This is a genomic window from Desulfovibrio sp. (assembly GCF_018379785.1).
In the GTDB taxonomy this organism is placed as follows: Bacteria; Desulfobacterota; Desulfovibrionia; order Desulfovibrionales; family Desulfovibrionaceae; genus Desulfovibrio.
In genome coordinates this window covers 12,266-26,436 of sequence record NZ_JAGZUV010000028.1, presented here as the reverse complement: position 1 = coordinate 26,436, position 14,171 = coordinate 12,266, and the positions used below count along the sequence as shown (strand labels likewise).

Sequence of the window (14,171 nt, the reverse complement as noted above, 5' to 3'; positions counted from 1 at the left end):
GCTTACTCTCCCACGATCTTGAGGGCCTGATCCACGTCGGCGTCCTCGTGCACGATGGCGCGCAGGGCCTTGACCAGATTCACGCGGCTGGGATGCTGGAAGACGTTGCGGCCCACGGAAATGCCCGCGCCGCCCGCCTTGAGGGAATCATGGACCATTTCCAGAATCTGGCGGGTGGATTCCATGCGTTCGCCGCCCGCGATGACCACAGGCACGCAGCAGGCCGAAACCACGTCGGAGAAACTTTCGATGTCGCCGGTGTAGGGCACCTTGACGATGTCCGCGCCCAGTTCCACGCCCACGCGGGCGCAGTGGGCCACCACTTCGGGATCGTAGCTGTTTTTCACTTGCGGGCCGCGCGCGTACATCATGGCCAGCAGGGGCATGTGCCAGTTGTCGCAGGCTTCGGCCACCCGGCCCAGGTCGGCCAGCATCAGGCGTTCGTTGGGATCGCCCAGGTTGACGTGCACGGAGACGCAGTCCGCGCCGTGCTTGATGCCTTCCTCCACGGTGCCCACCAGGGTTTTGGTGTTGCCGCAGGGCGAAAGGGCCGTGGAGGCGGAAAGGTGGACGATGAGGCCCACGTCTTTGCCCGCGCTGCGGTGCGAGCAGCGCACCAGGCCCTTGTGCATGAGCACCGCGTCCGCGCCGCCCATGGCCATGTCGTTGACGGCCTCACGCATGTCCACCAGGCCATCCACCGCGCCGATGGTGACGCCGTGGTCCATGGGCACGATGATGGTACGGCCGTTTTCACGATTGATGATGCGCTCCAGGCGGACTTTTTTGCCGAGGTACATGGGGAACTCCTTTCTCTTGTTGCGTGTCAGCATTTTTGCGGACAGCCCGCCTGCGGCCGGAAACAAAAAGGGCCGCAGGTGGTTGCCTGCGGCCCTTTGAACTTGCGGACAATGGACGTCAGCGAAGTTCCCGACCACAGGCTTCGGTAAAGTACGCAAAAAAATACCAGCTGAAGCCGGCGGCGTACGAGGAAGCAATGGCGGGAACAAATCGGGACATGACGTAAAACTCCGTGTTGGAATGTGAGTAGCTCCAGGTTTGGCGGATGTCAATAAAAAATTACGGGAGATTTTTTTGTTGACAGCATTTGTGACAAATGACACAAATTAATTGAATCAAATGTTAACATTTAACTTTTAACAAGGAGCGCCGGAATATTTCCGTAAACCCAGGCCGCCGCCCGTCGGCGACGGTGAACCTTCTGCCGGGACGCACGCCGCGGCCCGACGTGAGGAGCGAGTATGAGCGGGAAAAGGAGAATAAGTTTGCCGACCCAGATGGGCATCGGCATGGTTTTGGGCATCATGGCGGGCGCATCCGCCCAGTACTGGAACATGGACCCGCAGTGGTTCAAACCCCTGGGGCAGTTGTTCATCAACCTTGTGCGCATGGTGGTGGTGCCGCTGGTGCTGGCTACGCTGGTGGCGGGCGCGGCCAGCGTGGGGGACATCGGCCGCCTGGGCCGCGTGGCAGGAAAAACCCTGGTTTATTATTTCGCCAGCACAGCCGTGGCCATCATCATCGGCCTGATCCTCGCCAATATCTTTCAGCCGGGTCTGGGGCTTGATCTTTCCACCACCGGCCTCAAGGCCAAGGACGTGGTCCCTCCGAGCCTCACCCAGGTGCTGCTCGGCATCGTGCCTATCAATCCTGTTGAGGCCCTGAGCAAGGGCAATATGCTGCAAATTATTTTCTTTGCCGTGTTGCTGGGTTTTTCCCTCAGTATCTGCGGCGAAAAAGTCAGGGTCGTCACGGCGTTTTTTGACGGCATGGCCGAAGTGATGATCCGCGTGACCTCCATGGTCATGCTTTATGCGCCCATCGGTGTTTTCGGGCTTATGGCCTATACCGTCGCCACCCATGGGCTGGAAGTGCTGCTGCCGCTCATCAAGCTGGTGGCCGTCATGTATCTGGCCTGCATCCTGCAAATACTGCTGGTCTATTTTCCCTGCGTGAAGTTCAGCGGCGTCAGGCCCGGACATTTCCTGCGCGGCATCAGCGAGCCCCTGCTCATTGCCTTTACCACCTGCTCCAGCGCGGCGGCCCTCTCCTCCAACCTCATGAGCGTGCAGAAGCTCGGAGCCTCCCGGAGCGTCTCCAGCTTCTCCATCCCCCTGGGCAATACCATCAATATGGACGGGGCCGCCATCTATATGGGCATCGTGGCCATTTTCGCGGCTGAGATCTACGGCATCCCCATGCCGCCGGACAAGCAGCTGACCGTCGTTCTCATGGCGCTTCTGGCCTCCATCGGCTCCATGGGCGTGCCGGGGGCGGCGCTGATCATGATCACCATGGTCTTCACGCAGGTGGGCATCCCCTTGCAAGCCATCGCCCTGGTGGCCGGGGTGGACCGGGTCATGGACATGGCGCGCACCACCATCAATGTGCTGGGCGATGCCACGGGGGCCATTGTGGTTTCGCGTCTGGAAACGGATATGGACCCCGCGCGCGGGGCGGCCATGAACGTCTGAGAATCGTGGAGGACAAAGCCATGAAGGAAAAGACGGCGGGCATTCTCGGCGGCATGGGGCCCGAGGCCACGGTGGATCTGATGCGCCGCATCATCGCCCATACCGACGCCCGCGACGACGCGGACCATGTGCGCTGCATTGTGGACAACAACCCCAAGGTGCCCTCGCGCATCAAGGCCCTGCTGGAGGGCGGCGGGGTTTCTCCCGGCCCGTGTCTGGCGGACATGGCGCGGCGGCTGGAGGCCTGGGGCGCGGATTTTCTGTGCATGGCCTGCAACACGGCGCACAACTATTACGGCGAGGTGCGGGCGGCTGTGGGCATTCCGGTGCTCAATATGGTTGAACTCACGGTCAGGGCCGCGTCGGAACTCGCGCCGGGCGGCGCGGCGGGCATCCTGGCTTCGCCGGCGGTGCGGCTCACCGGCCTTTACGAAGGCCCCTGCGCGGCCTTGGGCCTGACTCCCCTGTATGCCGACGGTCCGTGGGAGCAACGCCTTTTGCAGGTCATCAAAGATGTCAAGGCGGGCCGCGCGGACGAGGCGGCGCGCGCGGCCTTTGCGGAGATAGCCGGGCACGTGCGGAGCAGGGGGGCGGCGGTGCTGATCGTCGCCTGTACGGAACTCGGTGTCATCGGCGCGCGGGCGGACTGCCCCCAGGTGGATGCCGCCGATGTACTGGCGCGGACCGTGGTGGACATGGCCAAGGGGCGTACCTCCCCACATTGATTTTTTCCGGCAACAGCCATCAGGGGCGTTCCCCGGTGGCCGGACAACGGCTGAACAACAAACATCTGATTCAGGAGGAAACTACATGAATCTGGCTCGCTTCGCCCGTCGCGGCTATGTGCAAGAGGCCACGCCACTGGAATTCCTGCCCGCCTTCAGCAGGGCCCTAGGCAACAAGGCCAACATCTGGATCAAGCGGGACGACCTGCTGCCCGGCGCGGGCGGCGGCAACAAGACCCGCAAGCTGGATTTCTCCATTGCCGACGCGCTGGCCCAGGGCGCGGACACCATCATCACCTGCGGGGCCGTGCAGTCCAACCATTGCCGCCTGACTCTTTCCTGGGCGGTCAAGGAAGGCCTGGACTGCCATCTGGTGCTGGAGGAGCGCGTGCCCGGCAGCTACAGGCCCGAAGCCTCGGGCAACAATTTTCTCTACCGACTGATGGGCGTGAGCTCCATCAGCGTGGTGCCCGGCGGCAGCAACATGGCCGCTGAAATGGAGAAAAAGGCCGAGATGCTGCGGCGTGAGGGCCGCAAGCCCTACATCGTGCCCGGCGGGGCCTCAAATCCCGTGGGCGCGCTGGGCTACGTGCAGTGCGCCCAGGAGCTCATGCAGCAGATGTTCGAGCAGGGCCTCAACTTTGATCACATCATTGTGCCCAGCGGCAGCGCGGGCACGCATGCGGGCTTTCTGCTGGGACTGCTGGGCTGCCACATGGACATTCCGGTCACGGGCATCGGCGTGAACCGCAAAAAGCCCGTGCAGGAAGAGGCTGTGCACAAGCTCATGCGGGACACGGCCGAATATATGGGCGTGAACATGGATATTCCGCGCGATGCCGTGGTGGCCTATGACGATTACGTGGGGCCGGGCTACTCCCTGCCCACCGACGCCATGGTGGAGGCGGTCAAGCTTCTGGCGCGCACCGAAAGCATCCTGCTGGACCCGGTCTATTCGGGCAAGGCCATGTCCGGTTTGATGGACCTGGTGCGCAAGGATCATTTCAAAAAAGGCGCGAACCTGCTTTTCCTGCATACCGGCGGTTCCCCGGCGCTCTATGCCTATCTGGATTCCTTCCGCAAGAATACGTAAACGGCCCGCCGCGCGCCCGCGCGTTTTGACTGAGCCGGGCGCGCGGCTCTTTCCCGCCAGTTTTCCGGCTCAGCCGGGACAAGCACAAGGAAAAGGACCATGCAGGAAAAGACATTGCGAATGTACGGCGGCATGTGGGGCGGGCTTGTACCTCTGGCCATTCTTGTCATGGGCCTGGTCTGGCTCTCCGTGGCGGGGCGCGGCGGCACCAAGCCCTTCTGGGCCTGCGCCTGGCTGGCCCTGGCCGTGGGGCTGTTTTTCGCCCGCGACAAAGCGGAATACTGCAAGGCCGCCATGCGCGGCATCGGCGACAAGACGGGCATCGTCATTGTCACGGCCTGGCTGTTCGCCGGGGTTTTCGGCAAACTCATGGCCGCCGGGGGCCTGGTCAACGGCCTGCTCTGGCTGGGCATGGCCACCGGGGCGCAGGGCGCGGTCTTCACCCTGCTGGTCTTTCTGGCGGCCATGCTTTTCGCGCTGGGCACGGGCACCAGCACGGGCACCTGCATCGCCCTGACGCCCGTGCTGTACCCGGCGGGCTACTTTCTGGGGGCGGACCCGGCCATGCTCGGGCTGGCTATCCTGTCCGGCGCGGCCTTCGGGGACAATCTGGCCCCGGTGTCGGACACGACCATTGTTTCCGCGTACACCCAGGGCGCGAGCATGCGCGAGGTGGTGCGCAGCCGCTTTCCGCTGGCCATGAGCGCGGCCGTCATTTCGGGCATCGCCTTTCTGATGTTGGGCGGCGGCGGAGAGGTGCGCGTACTGCCCGAAATCAAAGCCACGCTGAATCCGTCGGGCGTGTTCATGCTGCTGGCCCTGGTGGTGGTCGTGGTTGCGGCCCTGCGCGGCAGGCATATCATTGAAGCCCTGATTTACGGCAACGTGGCCGCGGCCCTGGCGGGCATTTGCGTGGGCACGCTCAAGCCCGGCGACATTTTCGGCATTCCGGCCAAGGCCGGGGGTTCCACGGGCATCATCCAGTCCGGCATCGACGGCGTGGTGGGGGCCATCATCTTCGCTGTCCTGATTCTGGCCGTGACCCAGATTCTTGTGGAATGCGGCATCATGGGCAAGATTCTGGAGTTCGCCCGGAAAAGCGTGGTGGCCACCGTGCGTCAGGCCGAACTCTTTATTGTGGGGGTGACCATTCTGGCGTCCATTCCCATTTCGGCCAACGCCCCGGCGGAGCTTCTGGTGGGCCCCAGCCTGGTGCGTCCCATGGGCGAAAAATTCCGCCTGGCGGCGGCGCGGCGCGCCAACCTCATGGATTGCGCGGTGTGCACGGTCTTCTTCATCCTGCCCTGGCATATCGCCGTGGCAGCCTGGTACGGCGCTCTCTACAGCGCGGCCGAAAGCTACGGCATCGCCGCGCCGCCCATCAGCGCGGCTCTGTACAATCCCTACTCCTGGGCGTTGCTGGCGGTGCTGCTCTTCTCGGTCCTGACCGGCTGGAACCGCCGTTTCGCCGAGTCCGGCGAAAACGGGGAAACAGCCTAGCAATGCAAACTTGCCTGCCCCGGACAAGCCCGATGAGCGGCTGTCCGGGGCAGGGCTGATTGTTCCTGCGGGCACGGGAGGGGGGAAGAGGCGCGCTCGCGTCCGGAAATGTTGACATAACGCCGGCGTAAGTCTACCTCATGGGACAAAAACATGAGGAGTCCCCCTTGCCTCAGGTCAAGACGTACAGCGCCCAGGCCATCGCCCATATCAAGCAGCGCCTGCTGGACGGTACCCTTTCGCCCGGCGACCCCATCCGTGAAACCGAGATCGCCGAACATCTCGGCATCAGCCGGGGGCCGGTGCGCGAAGCCCTGCAAAGCCTGCTGCAACAGGGTCTGGTCACGGGTCTGCCGCAGAAGGCCAAGTTCATCCGGCATCTTACGGCGCGGGAGATTGAAGACAGCTATTGCCTGGGCGGCACTCTGGAAGGGGCCTGCATTGTCCAGTCCCTGGAGCGCTGGGATGGCAAGGCCCTGGGCGGAGTGAAGGAAATTCTGGCCGAAATGGAGCGTCAGAGCCGTGCCGCCGCCGGTCTTGCCGCGCTGAGCCAGATTGACGAAGCCTTTCACGACGCCCTGCTGGCCCCTTGCCGCAACCGCCTGATGGCGGGCATCGCGCGCAATTCCTGCGCGCATATCTCCAAATTCCTCTACTACAAATGCTGGGACACGCTTTTTTCACCGCGCGAATTCTATCAGCGGCACGAAGTCATTTATGACGCCGTGCGCGGGCGCGATCCCCAGCATATCCAGCGGACCCTGCTGGAGCACTATGCGGAATCGGGCCGCCGCCTGGCCCTGGTCTGCGGCCGCCGGGAGGAGTGAGGCCCCAAGCCGCTCAGCTTCTGACGGCCAGCAGCCGGAGCCGCCGGTAATCGGCGACCCACTGCTCCCCGTCCCAGAGGCGCGGCCGCAGGGCGCGTTCCACCTCGCGGAAGATTTTCACTTGTTCCGCCCGGTCAAAACCGGCCAGATCCCCGGCGAAAAACTGTTCCAGCCAGTGGGCAAGACCGTTTTCGCCGCCGGACAGGGGCGTGGGACGGTCGTAGGCCTCAATTTGCCGGACCTGAAAGCCCGCTGTTTCCAGTTTCCGGCGGTATGCCGCCGGGGTGGGGAAATAGAAGGGTTCGGCCGGGGTCCGGCCGCGAGCCGCCAGCGCCGAGGCAAAGGCCGAACACACGGCTGCCACGTTGCCTTGGGCACCGAATTCGCAGACCAGCAGGCCGCCCGGCTTCAGAACCGCGTGCAGGGTGCGCAGCAGCGCGTCCTGATCCTGAACCCAGTGAAAGACCGCGTTGGAAAAGACCAGGTCGAAACGGGCCGTCCAGCCCTGGGCGGCCAGACCGGCCGCGTCCAGAACATGATATTCCGGACCGGGGCACTTTTCGCGCGCCGCCCGGATCATGGCGGCGGACTGGTCTGCGCCGATCACCTGCCCGGCTTTCCGGGCCAGGGCGGCGGTCAGCTCGCCGGTACCGCAGCCGAAATCCAGAATACACTGACCGGCGTCCTCCGGGACGCAGGCCAGCAGATTTTTGCCGTATTCGGCCACAAAACCGTGGCTTTTCCGGTAAAGCGCGGGGTTCCAGTCCATTTTTTTCAGCGCGATCAGGATTTGGCGACGGGGTGGGCCGGTTCCGGGGCCGGAGGGACGGGCTGGGCCGCGGCTTTGGGCCGCAGTTTGCGTGTCTCCAGGCGTTGCCGCACGAAGTCGGCGGCTTTGACGCCCTCGGGCACGGCGGAAAGCGGAAATTCCGCCCGGCCCAGATTGCGGTGCCCGCCCGCGGTGCCCACGTCGTAAAAGCAGGCGTCGGCCAGACGGCCGATATCGCGGCCGCCGTCGCCGCGAAAGATCACGATCACGGTCTTGTCCACAATGCCGCTGACCGCGATCCATTTCAGGCCGTGCACGCGGGTGAAGAAGTCGGCAATGGCCACCAGCAGGTCCGCGCTCTTGATTTCGCCGAGCGTGGCGTGGGCTCCGCCGCCCCGGCAGTCGGTGAGCGAACGGAAGGCGCGCGAAAAGAGCGGCAGCCAGGCGCGCAGATATTCGCTGCGGCTGATCCGCCGCAACAGATTGTTGTCCGCATGGTGGGAGAGCCACTGATAGGCGCGCAGATCCTCTTCGCCGCCGGAGCGCTCAAAGGCCGCCGTGTCCGTGCGGATGCCGTAGAGCAGAGCCGTGGCCAGCCGCGGGCCAGGGCGCACACGCAGACTCTGGAGAAGGCGTGTCATCATGGTGCTGGTGGCTCCCACGCCGGGCCGGATATCGCAAAAGGCCGTCGGAGTGGTGCAGTCCGTGAGATCCGTCAGGGGGTGGTGGTCGATGATCAGGTCAAAGGGGATGCCCGCAAAGGCCTTATTATGAGCGGGCTGGGAGTCCACCATGCCGAAACGGGTGTATTGTCCCGCCTTTTCAGGCTGCCAGGGTTTGGCCGGGATGCGCAGATAGCGGATCATGGCCAGATTGTCCGGCCTGCTCACCTCATTGATGCGCATGATGTCCACGCTGTGCACCTTGTGCAGCATGAGCCGTTTGAGGGCCATGGCCGCCGCCAGGGCGTCCGGATCGGCGTTGATCATGATGCACCAGCGGTCGTCCTTGTCCAGATTCTGCCGCCATTGCTTGAAACCGGCGATGTGTTCGGCGTTGATCGGCATGGCCCTCCCCTTGGCCCGCCTGTGGGCGTTATGGCTGTGCGTTTGTGTCCGTCTCTTCCGGCATGGCTTCGCGGGCCAACGCCGCCAGCACGGGCAGCGATGCCGCCACGCCCGGCCAGTGAAAAATTTCCGCCAGATGAACGGCCGCGCGCGGCAGGCGGGCCATGAGAGCGGCTGCCGCGCGGCGTTGCCGCGCTGTGAATTCCGTCAGCGGAAGGTGTCGATCCTTCCTGCCGGGCGCGCTCCAATGAATCAGGGCCGCTGTTTCCGGCAGTTCGGAATTCAGGAGATGGTCTTGAGCATAGCCCAGGAGATGCCCTACGTCCAGACAGAAGCCCAGCCCGTGGTCCGCCGGAAAGGTTTTTCCCAATTCCAGCACGTCGCAGGAATCCACATTCTCCAGCAAAAGGGGAATGCGGCTGCGGGCCTGCCAGCGGGCCGCGAAAGCGCGCAGCAGGCGGCGTTTGTGTGCCGGGGAACCTTCGGGCGGGTGCAGCACGGCCAGGCCCGGATGCAGATGGGCGGCTTTGGCGCAGACCGCCAGGGCCAGGTCCGCCGCGGCCGCCGTCCCGTGGCCGGGAGGCCACGGCAGGTCCACGGGCAGGTGGACGTGGCAGCGCAACGCCCCTGATGCCGAAGGCTCCGCCGGACCCGGCGGCAAATCATTTTCGTCGTACTTCAGGCAGGCCTCGGCCTCGAAAAAGCAGAGGGCCATCTCGTCCACTCTGCCGCTCAGAAAACGCGCGTTTTCCGCCACCGTGCCGGGCAGCACAAAGGAGGGCGCGGCCAGACGCCCCGCCAGGGGGTGGGCCGTGGATTGCCCGCTCATGGCCGGGGTTCCTGAGAGACGGGAGCCGCCGTGGCGGCGGCTTCACGCCGCAGGCTCGCAACCAGACGGCCCAGACGCGGTTCGTCCAGCGCCTGGTGCTCCGGGGAAGCAGCGGCCGCCGGGGCAAGAGCCGCGTACAAGCGCAGGGCCAGAGCCGCCCAGGCTCCGCCGGGACTTTCCCGGACGGCGTCGTTGGCCGGGGCCGGGCTGTGGTGGCAGAGCGTTTTGTCCAGAAAATCGTCCGCGAACAGCGTCAGCTCCGCCGGGTCCAGGGGCAGATCCAGAAAATGTCCCAGGCGTTGCAACTGGCGTTCGGGCCGGTGCAGCAGAAGGCCGTAGTCCGTCAGCAGGCGCGGCAGGCCGGCGCTGCCTTCCAGAGCGTCGAGCAGGTATGCGAGCCAGAGGGCGTGGCTGTGTTCCGCGTCCAGGCGGTCCCGCTGCCACAAGGAATGGGCCACGCTTTCCGGGTGGCGCAGGGCGATGCAGCAGTGCGCGCGCAGGCCCGAAGCCGCCAGCACCGGCCGCCAGAAGGGCAGCAGGCGGCTCATGCGCGGGTCTTTGAGGCCCGGAATCGCCTGTCCGGCGCTTTTTTCGCGCAACAGACTCAGGGCCGTGACTCCCGGCGGACCGGCGGCCAGCCGCCGCAGCGCCGCCGTGTCCGGCGCTTCCGGGCTGCGCCAGGTCAGGCCCAGTTGGGCCAGCAGAGCCTTGTTGAAGGCATAGAGCCCGGCATCCTCGAAAAAGCCCTTGGGATTGCAGGGGTGCGCGGGCAGCAGATTCTTGCCCAACGCGACCCCCAGAACCCGCAGGCCCCTGGCCAGCGTGCTGGTGCCGCTGCGGTGCATGCCCAGCACCAGCACGAGACGGCCGGGGGCGTTCATGATTACAGCAGGTTTTGCGCGGCCCAGCCGTGGGCTTCGGCCGCTTCCCTGGTTTTGGGGCCGCCCAGCACGCAGACCGCGCCTTGGCGCGCGGCTTCGGCCAGCACGTCGGCAAACTCGCTGAAGTGCCGCTCCGTGGTGCCCAGAATTTCCTCGCGCATTTGCTGGCGGATTTCGTCCGTATCGCCGGTGAGCCAGCGCGCCAGGGACTGGGCCCCCTTGGCGTCGGGCAGCAGGTAACTGTCCAGATCGCCTACCGCGCCCACAATGGCCTGGGTCAGTTGGGCCTTGTCCGGCTTGAAGCCGCGCAGAAAGTCGGCCATGCCGTCATAAGCGGCCAGGGTCTGGTCCACGTTGGGGTCGCGGTAGGAGGCGCAGACCAGGGTGCCGCCCAGGCGGTCCAGCATGCAGAAGGCCCCGTAGGCCCCGCCGCGCACGCGCACCTGCTCCCACAGGTATCCCATGCGCAGGTAGCGCAGAATCACGCTGGCCGAGCCGTGATAGACATAACCCTGGTCATAGATGTTGGCGGCTTTGCCCACGTAATTGATCTGGGCCGGGGTCAGGAAGGCTTCGGCCAGGGGCAGGTCGCGCATAGGCCCGGCTTCGTGGTCCGTGCGTTCCGGGCCGCCGGAAGGCAGTTCGGCCAGCAGGGCGCGGGCCCTGTCTTGGGCCAGGGTCAGGCCCCCGGCTTCGGCCGTGCAGTCAAAGACCGCGCCGGAAGAGGCCACGGCCAGGCCGCGCAATTCCTCCAGATCGGCCAGCAGGGCCTCCGGCTGCGTTTCCAGCTGTTCCAGCAGGCCGCGTACCGAAGCCAGATAACTCACGCCGCCGGTGCGTTCGGCCAGCGCGCCCGCGCCGGTGAAATGGGCGCGCAGCCGCGTGCCCACCGCCGTATGCCCGGCGGCCTGCAGGCCGTGCTCCAGGCGGGCCTTGCCTTCCAGCAGCATCTGCCTGAGACGCTCGCCGGCCACGGCGGGATCGCGCAGAGGCTCCAGCAGGATTTCATGGAAGATGTCGAACAGGTCCGGAATCTTGTCGTAGACCGCCTTGCCCGCCAGGCTCAGATAACTGAAGGTGCGGCGTTCGCCCCTGGTGGTGCCCAGGAGGGTGTCGGCCCCGACGCCGCCGGTCTTGGCCGCCATGTGCGCGCCGAGCTCCGTGAAATCGCGCCGGGCCGTGCCCAGTTCGGTGAGGGAACGGGCAAAGAGCGGCAGCAGGGGAACCAGGCGTTCGGGCAGGCCTTTCAGAGGCAGCAGCAGATTGGCGTAGGCAATGCCCCTGGTGGGCAGCTCGTGGCTGAGGCAGATTTCCGGCAGGCGGGATTCGGCGCGGGGAATGGCGGCGTTGCGGCGCGGCAGGTCGTCCAGGCCCAGGGCCGGGATGGTCGCCAGGGCTTCCGGGCTGTCCGGCGCGGTCTGGGTCTCCTGCAGGCGCAGGGTTTCTTCCACCAGGGCCGCGCGCCGCTCCGGCCCGGCTTCGGCCTGGACATCGGCCAGGCGGGCGCTTTCCGCCTCTTCGCGGACCTTGCCCAGACCGGCGTCCGGCAGCAGGACCACAGTGGCCCGGTGCTCATTGTGCAAAAACCACCGGCGGATGGCTTCCTCAAAAACCTTCTCGCCCCTGGCCAGGCGTTCCTTGATGGCCGTGAGCGGTCCTTCCCAGGCCAGGGGGGCCAGGGGATCGCCGTCGTACAGCCAGGTGGAAAGAGCCTGGATCATGGCCGCCAGCCCGCGCGGGAAGCGGCCGGAATTGTTTTCGCGATAGGCGAATTCCACGCTGTTCACCGCCGCTTCCACGGCCGTCGGGTCAATGCCGTCCTCGGCCAGTCGGGCCAGCGTGTCGAAAATCAGCAGTTCGGCCTGTTGCACGTCGCCGGGAGCCACGCCCTTGAGACCCGTGGAATAGTACATCTGGCGCAGGTCCGTTTCCAGGCCGCAGCCCGTGGTGTCCTCGCCCAGGCCGGAACCGATCAGGGCCTTGCGCAGCGGCGAACCGGGCAGGCCTTCCAGAATGTGCTCCAGCATTTCCATGAGCAGGGCCTGGCCCACGTCGCCGCGCTCGCCCAGCAGCCAGTTGACCGTGAACAGGGCGCGCTGTTCGCCTTCGGCCGCCGCGTAAGGCACCTCGATCTGGCGCGGCACGTCCCGGCGCGGCTGCAGGGGCACGGCGGAATCCGCGGGCCGGGCCGCGTAGCCCGCCAGGGCCGCGTCCAGCAGACGCAGGCGCTCGTCCTCGGGGTCGTCGCCCCAGAAGAAGAAGCGGGCGTTGCTCGGATGATAGTAGCGGCTGTGGAAATCGTGAAAGGCCTGATAGGTCAGGTCCGGAATGCGCTCGGGATTGCCGCCGGAATCCAGGCTGTAGAGCGTGTCCGGGAACAGGGCCTGCTGGCTCTGCTCGGCCAGCACGGAGTCCGGCGAGGAGTACACGCCCTTCATCTCATTGTAGACCACGCCCTTGTAGGTCCAGGGTCCGTCGGCGCTTTCGGCCTCCACGTGCCAGCCTTCCTGGCGGAAGATGTCCTCGCTGATGCGGGGATGGAAGACCGCGTCGATGTAGACGTCGATGAGATTGTAAAAGTCGCGCAGGTTGGCGCTGGCCACCGGATAGCAGGTCTTGTCCGGAAAGGTGAAGGCGTTGAGAAAGGTTTGCAGCGAGCCCTTGAGCAACTCCACGAAGGGTTCCTTGACCGGATACTTGTCCGAGCCGCAGAGCACCGAATGCTCCAGAATGTGGGCCACGCCCGTGGAATCCGTGGGCGGCGTGCGGAAGCTCACGCCGAAGCATTTGTTTTCGTCCGCGTTGACCACGGAGAGCAGTTGCGCGCCCGTGGCCTTGTGCTGCCAGAGGCGGGCCGTGCCGCCCACTTCCGCCATGTCCCGTTCCGTGAGCAGGTTGAAGCCGTGTTTGTCCATGTATGGGGTATCCTTGTGCTTGAGTTCGTGGCTGAGACCGGAAACCGGCCAGCACACTATAGGTAGGGAACACGGCTTTGAAAAGGGGGCCGGGGCGTCCCCGTGCGTGGCGGCCTCCGGTTTGGGCGCGGCGCGGACTGCGCTGAAAAGAACACTCCCGAGTCCCCATTTTCGGTACGCCGGGCGGAAGCGCGCCGCCCGCCGGGCCGGTACAGCCACATTTTATAATATTGCATATATTATTATGCAACTATTGATGTTTCCAGAGAAAGCCCCTACATTCCAAAGTGAGAATCGTAACCATACCGGCTCCGACCCGCCTGAGTTTTGTTCTTTGCCGCCAATCGATTCAAGAGACAACTGTAAGAGGGAAAGGGTGCGCAACCCTGAATCAACGCGCTTGAGATGCGGGTCATCTTCAGGCGCGGCTGATATATTTTTATGGATTTTCAATCACACCAAAAAAATGAAAAAGGCATGAGCATGAGCAACGAAAATATGGCTCCCGGGATTGAGAAAAAGCCATTGAGCATGATTGTAAACGGCAAGAAGGTCGGCCCTCTCGAGGTGCCGGTCGGGATGCCGATGATCGACTTTTTACATCATTATCTTAACCTGACCGGCACGCATTTCGGCTGCGGGCAAGGCGTCTGCCATGCCTGCACCGTCGTGGAAGTGCGGCCGGACGGCAGCCTGGTCGACACCCGGACCTGCATTGCCAATGCGCATGCCTTTGACGGCAAGACGATCATCACGATCGAAGGCCAGGCCAAAACGGACGCTGACGGCAATATTACGGAACTGACGCCGATCCAGAGAGCTTTCATTGAAAAATTCGCGTTCCAGTGCGGCTACTGCACGCCCGGCTTTGTCGCGGGCGCGACCGCCTTCATCGACGGCCTGAAGCGTAAGCCGGTCAAGCGCGCCGAACTGGAGGGCGCAATCGAGGAAGCGCTCAACGAGCATATTTGCCGCTGCACGGGCTATGTGCGGTATTACGAAGCCGTGCGCGATGTGGCGCTTGCCACTCCCGGCTGTGTGATCGGGTAGGGGGCCGCCATGAAAAGCCA

Annotated in this window: 12 protein-coding genes; 6 read left to right on the top strand and 6 right to left on the bottom strand. The window is 64.7% G+C overall.

What is annotated here, in order from left to right:
• Window positions 1-2: 2 nt before the first annotated feature.
• Window positions 3-800, bottom strand: coding sequence for a 2-amino-3,7-dideoxy-D-threo-hept-6-ulosonate synthase (locus KH208_RS07810; RefSeq protein ID WP_291435273.1), 798 nt, complete (start codon window positions 798-800; stop codon window positions 3-5).
• A 486-nt stretch (window positions 801-1,286) separates the two neighbouring features.
• On the opposite strand from KH208_RS07810, the gene KH208_RS07805 reads away from it, so the two are divergent.
• From KH208_RS07805 to KH208_RS07785, 5 genes are all read left to right on the top strand, one after another.
• Window positions 1,287-2,495 (top strand): dicarboxylate/amino acid:cation symporter, encoded by a 1,209-nt coding sequence (locus KH208_RS07805; protein ID WP_291435271.1) that lies wholly within the window; start codon window positions 1,287-1,289, stop codon window positions 2,493-2,495.
• 20 nt (window positions 2,496-2,515) lie between these two features.
• Window positions 2,516-3,220 (top strand): amino acid racemase, encoded by a 705-nt coding sequence (locus KH208_RS07800; RefSeq protein WP_291435269.1) that lies wholly within the window; start codon window positions 2,516-2,518, stop codon window positions 3,218-3,220.
• 85 nt (window positions 3,221-3,305) lie between these two features.
• Window positions 3,306-4,313: a D-cysteine desulfhydrase gene (locus KH208_RS07795; protein WP_291435268.1), complete on the top strand. Its 1,008-nt coding sequence runs from the start codon at window positions 3,306-3,308 to the stop codon at window positions 4,311-4,313.
• A gap of 99 nt (window positions 4,314-4,412) precedes the next feature.
• Window positions 4,413-5,813 (top strand): Na+/H+ antiporter NhaC family protein, encoded by a 1,401-nt coding sequence (locus tag KH208_RS07790; RefSeq protein ID WP_291435266.1) that lies wholly within the window; start codon window positions 4,413-4,415, stop codon window positions 5,811-5,813.
• Between the two features lie 167 nt (window positions 5,814-5,980).
• A complete protein-coding gene (locus KH208_RS07785) occupies window positions 5,981-6,640 on the top strand; it encodes a GntR family transcriptional regulator (RefSeq protein ID WP_291435264.1) in 660 nt (219 codons plus the stop codon).
• A gap of 13 nt (window positions 6,641-6,653) precedes the next feature.
• Here the strand turns inward: KH208_RS07785 and KH208_RS07780 are convergent, their stop codons facing one another.
• From KH208_RS07780 to KH208_RS07760, 5 genes are read right to left on the bottom strand one after another with little or no spacing between them, the layout of a single operon-like run.
• Entirely contained in the window at window positions 6,654-7,409 is a 756-nt protein-coding gene (locus KH208_RS07780) for a methyltransferase domain-containing protein (RefSeq protein WP_291435262.1), read from the bottom strand.
• Between the two features lie 14 nt (window positions 7,410-7,423).
• Window positions 7,424-8,476: a DHH family phosphoesterase gene (locus tag KH208_RS07775; RefSeq protein WP_291435260.1), complete on the bottom strand. Its 1,053-nt coding sequence runs from the start codon at window positions 8,474-8,476 to the stop codon at window positions 7,424-7,426.
• Between the two features lie 28 nt (window positions 8,477-8,504).
• A complete protein-coding gene (cbiR, locus tag KH208_RS07770) occupies window positions 8,505-9,305 on the bottom strand; it encodes a cobamide remodeling phosphodiesterase CbiR (RefSeq protein WP_291435258.1) in 801 nt (266 codons plus the stop codon).
• Window positions 9,302-10,186: a glycosyl transferase family 1 gene (locus KH208_RS07765; RefSeq protein WP_291435256.1), complete on the bottom strand. Its 885-nt coding sequence runs from the start codon at window positions 10,184-10,186 to the stop codon at window positions 9,302-9,304. The genes cbiR and KH208_RS07765 overlap by 4 nt, the downstream gene beginning before the upstream one ends.
• A gap of 2 nt (window positions 10,187-10,188) precedes the next feature.
• The gene (locus KH208_RS07760; RefSeq protein WP_291435255.1) at window positions 10,189-13,101 is read right to left on the bottom strand and encodes an insulinase family protein; all 2,913 of its coding nucleotides are present in this window, start codon (window positions 13,099-13,101) and stop codon (window positions 10,189-10,191) included.
• Window positions 13,102-13,578: 477 nt separating this feature from the next.
• Between KH208_RS07760 and KH208_RS07755 the strand changes: the two genes are divergently transcribed.
• Window positions 13,579-14,151 carry a (2Fe-2S)-binding protein gene (locus KH208_RS07755; protein ID WP_291435254.1) on the top strand — a complete coding sequence of 191 codons (573 nt, stop codon included), beginning with the start codon at window positions 13,579-13,581 and terminating at the stop codon, window positions 14,149-14,151.
• Window positions 14,152-14,171 lie beyond the last annotated feature (20 nt).

What these genes read in the sequence shown, in the direction of transcription:
- cbiR (WP_291435258.1), bottom strand. Translation starts at nt 9,305, where the DNA reads ATGAGCGGGCAATCCACGGCCCACCCCCTGGCGGGGCGTCTGGCCGCG.
- KH208_RS07780 (WP_291435262.1), bottom strand. Translation starts at nt 7,409, where the DNA reads ATGGACTGGAACCCCGCGCTTTACCGGAAAAGCCACGGTTTTGTGGCC.
- KH208_RS07790 (WP_291435266.1), top strand. Translation starts at nt 4,413, where the DNA reads ATGCAGGAAAAGACATTGCGAATGTACGGCGGCATGTGGGGCGGGCTT.
- KH208_RS07800 (WP_291435269.1), top strand. Translation starts at nt 2,516, where the DNA reads ATGAAGGAAAAGACGGCGGGCATTCTCGGCGGCATGGGGCCCGAGGCC.
- KH208_RS07765 (WP_291435256.1), bottom strand. Translation starts at nt 10,186, where the DNA reads ATGAACGCCCCCGGCCGTCTCGTGCTGGTGCTGGGCATGCACCGCAGC.
- KH208_RS07755 (WP_291435254.1), top strand. Translation starts at nt 13,579, where the DNA reads ATGAGCATGAGCAACGAAAATATGGCTCCCGGGATTGAGAAAAAGCCA.
- KH208_RS07775 (WP_291435260.1), bottom strand. Translation starts at nt 8,476, where the DNA reads ATGCCGATCAACGCCGAACACATCGCCGGTTTCAAGCAATGGCGGCAG.
- KH208_RS07795 (WP_291435268.1), top strand. Translation starts at nt 3,306, where the DNA reads ATGAATCTGGCTCGCTTCGCCCGTCGCGGCTATGTGCAAGAGGCCACG.
- KH208_RS07810 (WP_291435273.1), bottom strand. Translation starts at nt 800, where the DNA reads ATGTACCTCGGCAAAAAAGTCCGCCTGGAGCGCATCATCAATCGTGAA.
- KH208_RS07760 (WP_291435255.1), bottom strand. Translation starts at nt 13,101, where the DNA reads ATGGACAAACACGGCTTCAACCTGCTCACGGAACGGGACATGGCGGAA.